This window comes from Sphingomonas sp. SP4, assembly GCF_058313375.1.
In genome coordinates this window covers 1,008,025-1,022,400 of record NZ_JBZFLE010000002.1, presented here as the reverse complement: position 1 = coordinate 1,022,400, position 14,376 = coordinate 1,008,025, and the positions used below count along the sequence as shown (strand labels likewise).

Annotated in this window: 8 protein-coding genes; 4 read left to right on the top strand and 4 right to left on the bottom strand. The window is 63.1% G+C overall.

The annotated features are described in order from the left end of the window. The first annotated feature begins 73 nt into the window (after positions 1-73). Both mutS and AC4GYV_RS14530 read left to right on the top strand, forming a co-directional pair. Positions 74-2,674 carry a DNA mismatch repair protein MutS gene (mutS, locus tag AC4GYV_RS14535; RefSeq protein WP_491101412.1) on the top strand — a complete coding sequence of 867 codons (2,601 nt, stop codon included), beginning with the start codon at positions 74-76 and terminating at the stop codon, positions 2,672-2,674. Beyond that, the gene (locus AC4GYV_RS14530; RefSeq protein WP_491101411.1) at positions 2,671-5,400 is read left to right on the top strand and encodes a [protein-PII] uridylyltransferase; all 2,730 of its coding nucleotides are present in this window, start codon (positions 2,671-2,673) and stop codon (positions 5,398-5,400) included. The genes mutS and AC4GYV_RS14530 overlap by 4 nt, the downstream gene beginning before the upstream one ends. Positions 5,401-5,455: 55 nt before the next feature. Here AC4GYV_RS14530 and AC4GYV_RS14525 read toward each other — a convergent pair whose 3' ends face one another. The 4 genes from AC4GYV_RS14525 to thrS form a co-directional block, all read right to left on the bottom strand. Beyond that, entirely contained in the window at positions 5,456-8,590 is a 3,135-nt protein-coding gene (locus tag AC4GYV_RS14525; protein WP_491101410.1) for a TonB-dependent receptor, read from the bottom strand. Positions 8,591-8,966: 376 nt separating this feature from the next. Next, positions 8,967-9,470, bottom strand: a complete 504-nt coding sequence (infC, locus tag AC4GYV_RS14520) for a translation initiation factor IF-3 (protein ID WP_491101409.1) — start codon at positions 9,468-9,470, stop codon at positions 8,967-8,969. Between the two features lie 162 nt (positions 9,471-9,632). Then, positions 9,633-10,079, bottom strand: coding sequence for an acetyltransferase (locus AC4GYV_RS14515; RefSeq protein ID WP_491101408.1), 447 nt, complete (start codon positions 10,077-10,079; stop codon positions 9,633-9,635). Beyond that, on the bottom strand, positions 10,076-12,091 hold the full coding sequence (gene thrS / locus AC4GYV_RS14510) for a threonine--tRNA ligase (RefSeq protein ID WP_491101407.1): 2,016 nt from the start codon (positions 12,089-12,091) through the stop codon (positions 10,076-10,078). The genes AC4GYV_RS14515 and thrS overlap by 4 nt, the downstream gene beginning before the upstream one ends. A 118-nt stretch (positions 12,092-12,209) precedes the next feature. Here thrS and AC4GYV_RS14505 point away from each other — a divergent pair, with 118 nt between their 5' ends. Together AC4GYV_RS14505 and AC4GYV_RS14500 are read left to right on the top strand one after the other, a co-directional pair. Beyond that, entirely contained in the window at positions 12,210-13,301 is a 1,092-nt protein-coding gene (locus AC4GYV_RS14505; protein WP_491101406.1) for a YjgN family protein, read from the top strand. Between the two features lie 4 nt (positions 13,302-13,305). Next, positions 13,306-14,352: a M48 family metallopeptidase gene (locus tag AC4GYV_RS14500; RefSeq protein WP_491101405.1), complete on the top strand. Its 1,047-nt coding sequence runs from the start codon at positions 13,306-13,308 to the stop codon at positions 14,350-14,352. The last annotated feature ends 24 nt before the right edge of the window (positions 14,353-14,376 follow it).

The following is a 14,376-nucleotide window of genomic DNA, read 5'->3' as shown; positions in this document are numbered from 1 at the left end:
ACTGGCGCGCAAAGAGTCACGATATGACCAATCGAGAGTCGCGCGCGCGGGTGTGAGCGGCTACGAATCAACCATGGCACGAGCCGACGCCCCGACACCGATGATGGCACAGTACCGGCGCCTCAAGGATGAGGCCGCGGACGCTTTGCTGTTTTACCGGATGGGCGACTTCTTCGAATTGTTCTTCGAAGATGCGAAGATCGCCTCGGCCTGCCTCGACATCGCCCTGACCAAGCGCGGTGAGGACGCCGGTGAGCCGATCCCGATGTGCGGCGTCCCGGTGCATTCTGCCGACTCTTATTTGGCCCGACTGATTAAGGCGGGCCATCGTGTCGCCATTGCCGAGCAGACCGAGAGCCCCGCCGAAGCGCGCAAGGCGCGCGGCTCCAAGGCGCTTGTCGACCGCGCCATCATCCGTCTCGTCACCCCTGGGACGTTGACCGAGGAGACCTTGCTTGAATCCTCCGCGGCAAATTGGCTCGCAGCGGTGGGTAGGGCCGGTGAGGATTGGGCGATCGCAGCCGCGGACATATCCACAGGCCGCTTCGAGCTGATCGCCTGCGGTCCCGGCGAGCTTGCCGCCGAGCTGGCGCGCATCAGCGCTGCCGAAGTCATCGCGGATGCTTCCATTCCGGGGGTGCGCACTTCAGCCGGTAAAGGAGGCTTCGACAGTCTGGCAGGTGAGCGCGCGCTGAAGACACGCTTCGGCCTGGGGACTCTGGACGGCCTCGGCTCACCTTCGCGAGCGGAGCTTGCGGCAGCAGGCGGATTGCTCGCCTATCTCGATGCGACGCAGAAAGGCGCCGGCATCCTGCTCGACGCGCCTCGCCGGATTGCACGCGCGAGCCACATGGCGATCGACGCGGCGACCCGCGACAGCCTCGAACTCACACGTTCGATCGCCGGATCGGTGGCCGGAAGTCTGCTGGGCGAGGTCGATCGGTGCCAAACGGCCGCCGGACGCCGTCTGCTCTGCGAAGACATCAGCGCGCCGCTAACCAGCCGCCAAGCCATCGAAGCTCGGCTCTCCTTGGTTGCCTGGCTCCATGAGGATGCAATTCGACGCGAGCGTGTCCGCGCGGCGCTGAAGGCGATGCCCGACTTCGCGCGAGCGCTGGCTCGGCTGATGGCCGGCCGCGGATCGCCGAGGGATCTGGCTTTGCTACGTGACGGCTTGGGCGCCGCCGCTTCGCTCAAGTGCGAATTGGAAGATGAACCTGAGCGCCCATCGCTACTCGACGCACTACTGCCGAGGCTTGGCGGTCACGATGAGCTTGTCGACCGATATTCGCGCGCGCTGGTTGCCTCACCGCCCATAGACGCCTCCAAAGGCGGCTACATCGCCGAAGGCTATGATCCGCAGCTTGATATGCTGCGCGACTCCGCGTCCAACGGCCGCCGCGCCATCGCAGCGCTAGAGAGCCGCTACCGCGATTCGACTGGCATCGGCTCGCTGAAAATCCGGCACAATGCGGTGCTCGGCTATCATATCGAGGTTTCGGCCAAGCACGCCGACCGGCTGATGGCGCCCGATAGCGGATTCACGCACCGCCAGACGCTTGCCGGCGTCGTGCGCTTCAACTCCCCCGAACTGCACGAAGAGGCGGCGCAAGTGGTCGAGGCCGGGGGCCACGCGCTCGCTGCCGAAGCGGCGCACGCTGAAGAGCTCACGTGCCTCGCGGTCGCCGCGGCTACGCGCATTACCTCAACGGCTGAAGCGATCGCCCGCATCGATGTCGCCGCCTCGCATGCACACCGTGCGGCGGAAGGCAGCTGGACGGCACCACAACTCACTGACGAAGCCTGCTTCGAAATCGACGCTGGTCGTCATCCCGTTGTCGAAAGCGCACTCAAGGACAGCGGCGAGCGCTTCATTGCCAATGATCTTTCACTCGGATCGGCCGACCGCCTCTGGCTGATCACGGGCCCGAACATGGGCGGCAAGTCGACGTTCCTGCGACAGGCAGCGCTAATCGCCGTGCTCGCACAGGCCGGCGCCTTCGTTCCCGCCGCGCGCGCAAGGATCGGCATCGTCGATCGCTTGTTCAGCCGGGTGGGCGCGTCGGACAACCTCGCTCGCGGCCGGTCGACCTTCATGGTTGAGATGGTTGAGACGGCGGCGATCCTGGCGCAGGCAACGCCCAAGAGCCTCGTCATCCTCGACGAGATCGGTCGTGGCACGTCGACCTATGACGGTCTCGCCATTGCCTGGGCCGTGGTCGAGGCGATGCACGATCAGGTGAAGTGCCGTACCTTGTTCGCTACCCACTATCATGAGCTTACCCGACTAGCCGGGAGACTCGATGCGCTGTCGCTGCATCACGTTCGGGCCCGCGAGTGGAAGGGCGAACTCGTCCTGCTTCATGAAGTTGCCGACGGTGCAGCTGACCGAAGCTACGGCGTTGCGGTCGCCAAGCTTGCCGGCCTTCCGCCGGCAATCGTGGCACGCGCTCGTTCCGTGCTCGCAAAGCTCGAAGCTGGTCGTGATGCGACCGGCGGGATCGCAGCCGGGCTCGACGACTTGCCGCTGTTCGCAGCGGCTGCCGAGTCGGAGCATGCCCCTGATCCGCTCCTGGCCGCATTGGACGACGTCGACCCCGACAGCCTCACCCCTCGCGAGGCGCTAGAACAGCTTTACAAGCTCAAGCGGATCGCGGCCGAGCGAGCATCATGAGCCTGTACGACGTCCACGAACAGCGCGCGGTCATCGATCGCCGCGCGGTTGCGGAACGGTTGCAGGAGCTCAAGCCCGGGAAGAAGCTCGCGGCGGAAGCGACGTCCGTCCTTCGTGGTGCGCTCGAATATGGCCGCGCGGAAATCGCCAAGCGCCTGACTGAAGAGCCCGGCAACGGCCGTGCCGCGGCGCGAGCCACCGCTTTCCTTCACGATCAGCTTGTCCGTCTGGCCTATGAATTCGCCAGTGATCGCCTGCTCGATGCACCCGTTGAAGGGCTTTCGCTTATAGGTCTGGGAGGTACCGGCCGGGGCGAAATGGCTCCGTACAGCGATCTCGATCTTATGTTCCTGACGGCCAAACCTCCGACGCCGGAACAGGAGAAGCTGTCTGAGGCGATGCTTCACCTGCTCTGGGACCTGAAGCTCAAGGTCGGCCACTCGGTCCGCTCGATCCCCCAATTGATCGCGCTCGCGAGGAAGGACATGACGGTCCGGACTGCGTTTCTCGAAGGCCGCTGGCTTTGGGGCGACGACAAGCTGTTTGACGCCGCCATGCGCAAGTTCCGTAAGGACGTGGTCGCGGGCAGCGCTGCCGAATATGTCGCCGCCAAGCTCGCGGAACGCGATCAGCGGCACGTGAAGATGGGCGACAGCCGTTACGTCGTCGAACCCAATGTGAAGGACGGCAAGGGCGGCCTTCGTGACCTCCATACGCTGTACTGGATTGGCAAATATGTGCACGGCGTCGAGCGGCCTTCCGAGCTCGTCGATGCAGGGCTGTTCACCGCCGAAGAGTTCCGCCGCTTCGACCGCGCCGAGCGCTTCTTCTGGTCGGTGCGCTGTCACCTGCATTTGCTCGCAGGCCGCGCCGAAGAACGGCTGACCTTCGACTATCAACCCCGAATTGCGGAGATCATGCATTACGCCGAGCGGCCGGGGAAATCGGCCGTCGAGCGCTTCATGCAATTCTATTTCCTCAATGCGAAGACGGTGGGAGATCTAACCGGCGTTTTCCTTGCGCAGCTGGATGAGCAGCTCGGCAAGAAGGGCTTTCGCTTCGCCCTCCCGACTATCCGGCGGCGGCCGAAGCGCCTCAGCGGCTTCGTCCTGGATCGCGGTCGGATCACGATCCCGTCGGACGACTATTTCCGCGCGGATCCAGTGCGGCTGCTCGAGATGTTCGCGCTTGCGGCTCGCGAGCGTCTCGAGATCCATCCCGCAGCGATGCGTGCGGCCACACGCGATGCGATCCTGATCGATCGTGACATCCGTCGTGATCCGCGCGCCAACGAACTCTTCATGGAGGTACTCACCTCGATGAACTCGCCGGAGGTGGTGCTTCGATGGATGAATGAAGCTGGAGTGTTCGGAAGGTTCGTGCCCGACTTCGGTCGCGTCGTCGCTCAGATGCAGTTCGACATGTACCACCATTATACGGTCGACGAGCATTCGATCCGCGCCATCGGCCTGCTCGCTGCCATCGACCGCGGCGACCTCAAGTCAGACCATCCGCTCTCGACCGCACTCATCAAGCAAATCGCGTCTCGCCGGCTGCTCTATGTCGCCGTCCTGCTGCACGACATCGCCAAGGGGCGCAAAGGCGATCACAGCGTCGTCGGCGCAGAAATCGCGCTGAAACTGGGCCCACGTTTTGGGCTCGACGCAGCCGAGACCGAGACGGTGTCATGGCTGGTGCGCTATCATCTCTTGCTGTCATCGACCGCATTCAAGCGCGACCTCGCCGATCCCAAGACGATCGACGACTTTGTTCGCCAGGTGCAGAGTCCGGAGCGTCTTCGTCTTCTGCTCATCCTGACCGTCGTGGACATCCGCGCGGTCGGCCCGAGCGTATGGAACGAATGGAAGCGAACGCTTCTACGCACCTTGTTCGAGGCCGCCGAAGAGCGGCTTCGGCTGGGCCACAAGCAGCATGGCCGGGCCGAGATCGTCGAGCAGCGGCAGAAGGAGCTCGCTACCGAACTGGGTTGGAAAACTAGCGCGATCCGCGCCCACGCAAAGCGCCTTCCAGACAGTTACTGGCTAGCAGAGCCGCTCGCCTGGCAGATCGCCAACGCGCGACAGGTTGCAGCTGCCGAAGCACATATCGGAGAGGCGAAGCCGAACGTGGTAGTGGAGGACGATCCTGAGAGCGGAGCCACACGCGTCAGCGTGTTCACGCCCGACCGCGAGGGTCTATTCTACCGCATCTGCGCGGGAATCGCGGGAACCGGGGCGAACATCATCGATGCTCGCATCCACACCACACGCGACGGCATGGCGCTCGATAACCTCCTCGTGCTCGATAATCGCGGCAAGCCCTATGCTGACCGGCGGCTCCGGACGCGGCTGGTTCGCGCGATGGAGAACGCGCTCACCAGCGAGGAGCCGCCCAGATTGCCCACGTCTGACGTGCCGGCGCCGCGAAGCGCAGCATTCGAGGTGGCGCCGTCAGTTGCCGTCGCGGATCGTGCTTCGACACGGACCACGGTCGTCGAAGTGAATGCGCGCGATCGTCCAGCGCTTCTCGCGGCGCTAACTGCCGCAATCCACGGCGAAGGCCATCAAATCCACAGCGCGCATATCGCTACCTATGGTGAGCGTGCTGTCGACGTTTTCTATCTTACGCGAGCGGACGGAAAGAAGCTCGCCGAGAAGGACGTCGATGCGCTGCGGGGCGCGTTGCTCCGAGCAGCAGCCGAGTCGCAAAAGGCACGCGCCGCCTAAGTGAAAGGGCCCCGCAATCGCTTGCGGAGCCCTCTCTAACTGAAGGCAAGTAACCTCAGCCGCGTTCCGGCGCCGCTGGCGGCGGTGGAGGAGGCGGCGGTGCCGGGCAGGTGTCCGTCGCCAGAATGACCGAGCCGTCCGGGCAGGTCTGCGTCGCAGGCGCGGGCGGCGGAGCGGGCGGCGCTTCGTAGACCGGCGGTGCTTCGCGGTGGAATCCCAGCTTTCCAAGCAAGGTCACGCCGAACGTCCGCGGCTCGCCGAGGAACGCATTGTAGAGCTGCGTTGCGCGATTGAAGAATCCCGCCTCAACAGCTCTCGTCGTGCTTCCCGGAGTGCCCTGAACCGGCGAGTCGAACGCGACCTGCTCGAAATTCTTGTTGAACAGGTTCTGGGCCCAGATCTGGATCGCCCAGGCATCGCCTTGCGCGACACCAGCACGCGCGTTGACCACAGCGAAGCCCTTCTGGTTCTTCTCCAGGTCGAGATCGGACCCGGTGTTGAACTGGCTCATGTAGCGTACGTCTGCGTACAGGAGGCCGTGCAGGCCGCTGGCGTTAATCGGCGGCGTCCAGGCGACCGAACCCGTTACCGTCCACTTCGGCGCATTCGAAATACGACGCCCCGGCAACTGGAAGAGAGCGGGGGACAGCGGAGCGCCATTCGCGCCGACCAGGTTGTTGCGGTACTTCGTATTCGCCATCGTCACGCCGCCGTTGACCGACAGATTGGCCATCGGGCGCGTGAAGGCTTCGAGCTCGAAGCCGACGTTCTTAACGCCCGCACGAGTATCACCGTCGCACGCGCCGGTCCGTGGATTATTGTCCGTATCACCGCCATCGAGCGAGTTATCGCAGCTGTTGATGTTCTCGACGATGAAGTTGAGACCATTGAAGGTGTTCAGCTGGAAGTTGCTGAGCAGCTGATGGAACAAAGTCAGGTTCACATCGAACCAGCCGCCCTTGTACTTCGCGCCAACCTCTACGGCGTCGTTGGTCTCGGCCTTGAACTCGAGGTTCGCGCCCGAGGCAACTACACCGCCGCAATTAGGCTGCGTTGGGCTGACGCAGATTGCGCCAAAGCCCGACAGCGGCGGAGTGCCTGGAACTGCGTTGGCACGGAACAGTGCCGAGCGATCCAGGTTGAAGCCGCCCGCCTTATAGCCGCGCGAGTAGCTTGCGTAGGTCAGGAGCCGATCGGTCGGCTTATAGCTCAGCACCACCGTGCCGGAGACCTTGTTCTCGGTCAGCTTGTCGCGGATGTCGAGCGTTCCTCCAGGCGCGCTCGGGATCACGCACGGCAATTGCGCGAGCGAGACGAATGGCGAGCTCGAGATGACCGTGCACAACGTGTTGTTGTCCGACAGATCGCCGACAAGCTTCTTCTGCTCATGCGTATAACGAGCACCGACCGTGACCTTCAGTTGGTCGGTGATCGAGACGATGTTGTGCGTGAACAAAGCCCAGTTGTTGGTCGTCTGGTCCCAACGATCGTCCAGACCGGCCCCGCTAAGCGACAGCGGCCCGAGAGCCTGCGCAGCCACCAGGCCCGCGTTCGTGAATCCGCTTGGCCCGAACGGGGCCGTGCTGAAATCGATCGCCGGCAGGAACGGGGCAAGCGGTAGGCCGCCGTTCGTATTATTGAGCTGGGCGAAAGCACCCAGAGCCGTAATCTGGCCTCCCAGCGTCTGCGCTAGTGGGAGGTTACCCGCCGCCAGTGCCTGATTATACTGCGCTACCAATCCGACGAGCGGCGCATCGCGAACCCCAAGTGCAACCTGCCGATTGAAGCAGTTCGGCGACACGCCCGGCGCGAGGATCGCTGGCGTCGACGCAGCCGCGAAATTCGCGGCGACGACGCAGTTGGCATAGCGGTTGTAATCGGCTCCGTACGTCAGGTTGTCGACGACGCGCAGCTTCTCGTTCGAGTAGTAACCACCGACCAGCCAGTCGAGGTGCTTGTTGAAGGCCTGACCCTGCAGCCGCAGTTCCTGGCTGAACGTCTTGAACTGGTTGTAGGAATCGCCGTTGCTGTCGCGGAACAGGATATCCAGATTGTTGAAATCGGCGTCCTGGCCGCGCGTGTACTTGTTATAGCGGTAGGCGGTGATCGAGGTCAGCTGGCCCCAGCCGAAATCGTAACCACCCTCACCCGAGACACCCCAGTCATTGACGTTGCTCTGATAGTCGCGGCCAGGCGTGATCGAGACTTTGCGCTGAAACGGCCGGTCTTCAATGACGCCGCCGAGCGCGCGCTCGATGCCAGCGATGGTCGATGGCTGATGCTCGATCTGCCCGTTGACGAGAACTGTATCGAACGTGGGCAGATAGGGTGCCGCACAACATTCCTCGCGTAGCCGCGAGTAGTCAGCGATCAACCGGAACGTGAAATCGTCGCTCGGCTGGTAGAGCAACTGTCCCCGAAGCAAACCGCGGTTCCGGTCGTTGACGTCGTGGCCGGAAATCACATCGGTCAGGAAGCCATCGCGCTTCGCAAAGACCGCGTCGACGCGAGCGGCTAATGTACTTGTGATTGGACCGGTCGCGCTGGTCTGGACGCGAATGTAATCGTAATTGCCGATGTCGATCTGGCCCGACACCTCCGGCTCGAACTTTGGCTTCGCTGTGATCACAGAAATGAGACCCGCGGACGTATTGCGACCGAAGAGGGTTCCCTGCGGTCCGCGCAGCACTTCGATGCGCTCGACAGGGCCGAGATCGGTCAGGCCGATGCCGGCGCGCGCGCGATAGACCCCGTCGATGAACATGCCGACCGAGCCTTCGAGGCCAGGGTTGTCGCCGACGGTTCCGATGCCGCGAATGCGCGCAACTGCAGCGCCCGACTCCGAAGAGGTGGACGATACCAGCAGCGACGACACGAGCTGGTTGAGCTGCCGAATGTCGTGCGCGCCGGAGTCCTGAAGGTTCTTCGAGGTGACCACGCTGACTGCCAACGGTACGTTGGACAGGGCCTGGTTGCGCCGCGTCGCCGTGATGATGATGTCGGTTGTGTCGACCGGCTGCTGTTGCTGAGCGAGATCGGACTGCAGGCCCTGCTGGGGAGCTTGGCCGCTCGCAGGCTGTTGCGCCTCCTGCTTGTCGGTATCGGTGGTGGGTTGTGCAGTTTGAGCGAATGACGGAGTCGCCAGAACGCTCAGCCCGGCCGTGATCAGCCACGCAGATTTGCGCATCATATTTCTCTCCCCCTCGGACGTGACTGACGCCCGGTCTGGGGAGAGGCTAATGCGGAACAATAATCAAAGGAAGCGATGCCATCAGTGCAGATCAACAATGCTTCTTCGCTGCAGCAATTTGGCAACAGGAGTGTAAGTAAGCAGGACGCCAGGGCTTAGGCGTAGCTTTCTAGATAGCCACAGCGCCGGCAACGAGAAGTCGTCACCGGCAACTGTTCTTTCCCGCTCAGTTTGATGCCTGTCCAGAAGCTCTTCGCCGGCTCGCCAGCCACCCACTTAGCGGCAGCGAGCCCACCGTGGATGCAATCGGGGACAAATCCCCGCTCCATTGTGCCCTGACAACGCAAGCAATGGACTGAGTTCGGCGTGACCACGCTTACTTGGGCGAGAGCACCATCAGCATCTGGCGGCCTTCCATTCGCGGATGCGCTTCGACCTTGGCCACTTCTGCAGTCTGTTCCTGGACGCGGCGGAGAACTGCCATGCCGAGCTCGCCGTGAGCCATCTCGCGACCGCGGAAGCGCATGGTGACCTTCACCTTGTCGCCTTCCTCGATGAACTCGAAGACCTTCTTCATCTTCGTGTCATAGTCGTGGTCGTCGATGTTCGGACGCATCTTGATCTCCTTGATCTCCTGCGTCTTCTGCTTCTTCCGCTGCTCGTTGGCCTTCTTCTGCGCCTCGTACTTGTAGCGGCCGATATCGAGGAACTTGGCGACAGGCGGATCGGAATTGGGAGAAATCTCGACCAGGTCGAGCCCAACCTCCTGTGCCTGCTCGAACGCTTCGCGCGTAAACATCACGCCCAGATTTTCACCGTTTTCATCGATCACCCTGACCTTCTGGGACTGGATGAATTCGTTGAAGCGGGGGCCACTCATCGGTGGCGGCGGCGCCATTCCTCGGCGCGGATAGGGCGGTGGTATAGCGAAGTCTCCGTGATTGTTGTTGGTCTGTACTGGAATTAGGCATTCGCGAGACTTCTGAAAAGTCCAACCGCGCGAATGTGAGTCATTTTTGCCGCGACCTGTGTCGGACTCGCGTCAACGCACAAGCCTCAGGACCGGATAAGGCCGGCCCTGACCGTCCAGTGGAGAGCGATCCTCTACGCGAAAGCCCAATCGCTCATAGAAGGCGCGCGCACCATGGTTCTGCTCGTTGACCTCCACGCGCAGTTCCCCCTCGCCGGATGCGTCAAAGACTTCGGTGAGCAGGCGGCCGACACCACGCCCATGGACCGAAGGGTCGACGAACAGCGAGTCGATCTCGCGCCCAGATCCCCCCAGAAACGCGACGGGAGTATCTTCGGCGTCGGTGGCAACAAGTAGCTCCGCGCTCGGCAGGTAATCTTCCGCCACTGCGCGATCGATCGCGGCACGATCCTCAGGCGTCACAAAGTCGTGCGTCGCGGCTACCGCGCGGCGCCAGATGTCCAGCAACGCAGGGAAGTCCGAAAACCGAGCCGCACGAATGCGGAAGTCGTCGCTCACGAACGCTGGTCGGGCGGCACCGCTTCCGCGGCGATCATCGCGACGGCTTCGTCGACACTCATCATCTTCTGATGCTCGTCGCTGCCTAGGCGGCGAATGGCGACCGTGCCTTCTTCCGCTTCGCGTTTGCCGACGACGAGCAGCAGCGGGACCTTCTTCAGCGAGTGCTCGCGTACCTTGTAGTTGATCTTCTCGTTGCGAAGGTCGGTCTCGACGCGAATACCGGCGGCGGCAAGCTTCGCCGCAACTTGGCCCGCATAGTCGTCCGCATCCGACACGATGGTCGCTACGACCGCCTGCACCGGCGCAAGCCACAGCGGGAACTTGCCCGCATAATGCTCGATCAGAATGCCGATGAAGCGCTCGAAGGTGCCGATGATGGCGCGGTGGAGCATCACCGGGCGGTGCTTCTGCCCGTCCTCGCCGATGTAGCTGGCGTCCAGCCGCTCCGGCAGCACGGTGTCGGCCTGGATGGTGCCGACTTGCCAGGTGCGACCAATCGCGTCGGTCAGGTGGAACTCCAGTTTGGGCGCGTAGAAAGCACCCTCACCCGGCAGCTCTTCCCAGCCAAACTCTTGGGTCGCGCGGCCTGCCTTGGCGACCGCATCGCGAAGCACCTGCTCCGCGCGGTCCCATTCTTCGTCTGAACCGTAACGTTGCTCCGGACGCAGCGCGAGCTTGATCGCGTAGCTGTCGAAGCCGAGGTCGCGGTAGACGCTGTCCAGCAGGTCGCAGAAGGCGACGATCTCGTCGACCAGCTGCTCGGTGGTGACGAAGATGTGCGCGTCGTCCTGCGTGAACTGACGCACCCGCAGGATACCGTGGAGCGCACCGTGCGGCTCGTTCCGATGGCAGCAACCGAACTCCGCCAGGCGCAGCGGCAGGTCGCGGTAGCTCTTGATGCCCTGGTTGAAGATCAGAACGTGCGCCGGGCAGTTCATCGGCTTCAGCGCCATGAGATCCGCAGTGCCGGAAAAGATCTGCGCGTCGTCGTCGGTCGACGGGATCTCGTCCGGAACGACGAACATGTTCTCGCGATACTTGCCCCAGTGGCCGCTCTTCTCCCACTGCCGGGCATCCATCAGCTGCGGCGTCTTCACTTCGAGATAGCCAGAGGCATCGAGCCGGCGGCGCATGTACGCCTCGAGCTCGCGCCAGATGATGTAGCCGTTCGGGTGCCAGAAGACGCTGCCGTGCGCTTCGGCCTGGAGGTGGAACAGGTCCATCTCCTGACCAATCTTCCGATGGTCGCGCTTCGCCGCTTCTTCGAGCCGGACGAGATAAGCGTCGAGCTGCTTCTTGTTCAGCCACGCCGTCCCGTAAATGCGGCTCAGCATCGTGTTCTTGGGATCGCCGCGCCAGTAGGCGCCTGACACGCGAGTCAGCTTGAACGCCTGCGGGTCCAGCTTCCCAGTCGAGGCCAGATGCGGGCCGCGGCAGAGGTCGATCCAGTCGGCCTCGCCATGGCCGGTCTTGTACATGGTGATCGGCTCGCCCTCGGGCAGCTCCATCACCCACTCGGCCTTGAACGCCTCGCCGTGGTCGATGAAGAATTGCCGCACCCGCTCGCGGTCCCAGACCTCGCGGACGAGTGGCTTATCGGCCGCGATGACGCGCCGCATCTCTTCCTCGATCGCCGGCAGGTCTTCCTCGGTGAAAGCACCATGCTCCGCCGTCGGGGCGAAATCGTAATAGAAGCCGTCGTCAGTCGCTGGACCGAAGGTGATCTGCGTTCCCGGAAACAGGTTCTGCACCGCCTCGGCGAGGACGTGCGCAAAGTCGTGCCGCACAAGCTCCAGCGCATCCGCCTCGTCGCGCGCGGTGATCAGCGCGAGCTGCGCATCGCCCTCGAAGGGGCGCATGATATCGCGGACCTCGCCGTCGATCTTCGCGGCAAGCGCAGCCTTCGCAAGCCCCGGCCCGATGGCGGCAGCCACGTCTGCGGGGGTCGATCCCTCCGGCATCTCCTTCACCGACCCGTCGGGAAGAGCAATCTTGAACATCTTGGTCATGGAGCGCGCCATGTAGCGACGCGAGACAAGGCTCTCAACCGCTGGCGTGACCGACCTATTGCCAAGAGCGCGCAGCCGTTGCAGCTTCCGGCCCGCTCGGGGGAGCTGGGGGTATTGAATGGATGCTTACGCTAGCGCCGCTGCGGCGGGGGATAGCCGCGCGGTAAGGTTCACGGGCAATTGGCGCGAATATCTGCCGATTGCCGTCACCAATGCCCTGTTGATCGTCTGCACGTTGGGCATCTATCGTTTCTGGGCCGCGGCCCGGCAGCGGCGATACCTGTGGTCCAGAACCTATGTGATCGACGACAGCCTGGAATGGACGGGCACGGGCCGAGAGATGTTCTTCGGCTTCCTGATCGTCATCGCGATTCTCGCGCCATTCTTCCTGTTCATTCAGTTCCTGTTCCCGGCGCTAATCGCTCGCGGCAAAGAGGAAGCGGCGTTCGGCGTATTCACCCTGTTCTATATCGGCATCATCTATCTTGGCGGCTTCGCCCGCTTCCGGGCGCTGCGCTACCGCCTGTCGCGCACTTACTGGCACGGGATCCGCGGCGGCAGCGACGATCCAGGCTGGAATTACGGCGGTGAGTATCTCGGGCGGTTCGCTCTGTCGGCGATGACCATGTTCATCATCTATCCGTGGGCGGCGACGCGTCTGTGGAACTCGCGCTGGAACGCGATGAGCTTCGGCCCACTTGAATTCCGCGCCAATCTCAACGCCGAAGGTCTCAAGGGGCGCTGGGCGCTCCTCTACGCCGCGCCCTTTGCAATGATGCTGGTCATTTTCCTGCTCGTGATGATGGGGGCCGCTGCCGTCGCTGTTACCGGCAATCTGTCCCGACCGGCCCTGACGACGATCTTTCTGGCGTTAGCCGCGCTTTTCTACCTCGCGATCCCGCTGGCGACGCTGCACTGGTACGCGAAATATTTTCGCCGTGCAGCCGATGCGACCTCCCTTGGAGATCTCGAATTCGGCTTCGACGCCAGCACCATAGACTGGCTTAAGCTCTTTCTAGGCAACCTCGCTCTAGCGGTCGTGACCCTCGGTTTTGGCATCACTTACTGGGGCTATCGCAACTGGGCGTTCATGGTGCGCCATCTGCATGTCTACGGCACCATCGACGTTGCTCACCTTACGCAATCGAAGACGCATGCGCCGCGCGAAGCGGAAGGCTTCGCGGACGCCTTCGACGTCGGCGCGATCTGAGCCGATGATCGAGGGTCGTCTCTACGACGGCGTGACCGGCCATCCGCACGAGGTGGCTGTAGCATTCGACACTACCGGCATCAGGCTGAGCCAGACGGGCGGGTGGTCTGACGAGGTCGAGGCTGCTCAGCTTCGGCGTCTCGACGGTGGTCCTGCCGAGTTGCGCTTGGGGCGCAAAAGTCAGCCTGGCTGGAGGCTTATCCTTCCACCCGACACTGCCGCGCAGGTGCGGGAGCTGCTTGGAAAGGAAGAGCGCTACGGCCGCTGGATCGACCGTGTGGGACTCGTACCAGCACTGGTTGTTGGTGGGCTTCTGACGGCAACGGTGCTCGGCGTGGGCTATGTGGCGCCGCACTGGCTCGCGCCACACGTACCGCTGAGCTGGGAGCGAAATGTCGGCGGCGCCATCGTCGGCGACTTCGGCGACCTGCGCTGCCGGAACGACAAGGGCCAGAAGGCCCTGGAAGAACTCGTCGAGCGGGTCGCCCCCGGCGCAACGAAGGGCCCCGATGCGATCAAGGTGGCTGCGCTGGATGTCTCCATGTTCAACGCCGCGGCACTTCCAGGCGGCTACATTGTGGTCTTCAAGCCGGCGATTACCGAGACGAATGGCGACGCACTCGCCGGCATCCTCGCCCACGAAGTCGCCCATGTTCGGCGCAGGCACGTCACAGAGGCATTGCTGCGTGAGCTCGGGATCGGCGCCCTCGTCCGCATGTTCGCCGGCAATCTCGGCGCAAATGCCGAGCAGCTCGTGTCGCTAAGCTACACGCGGCAGAATGAGGGCCAGGCCGACGCCGACGCGATCCAGATGCTGAAAAAGGCCGGCATTTCACCCAAGGCGACCGCTGCGCTTTTCCAGCGATTGTCCAAGGAAGCGCCTGAGTTCAGCGCACAATTCCTGCAGAGCCATCCCGCCAGCGACAAGCGAGCCGTGAATTTCGCGGCGAGCTTCGATCCGAGGGCCGTCTACCGTCCGGCCTTGGATCGCGCTTCCTACAATGCCCTTTACAACGTCTGCGGAAAGCAACGAGTCGTAAAGCGTCCTTGACAAGTCGCATCTCCAGCATGTAAA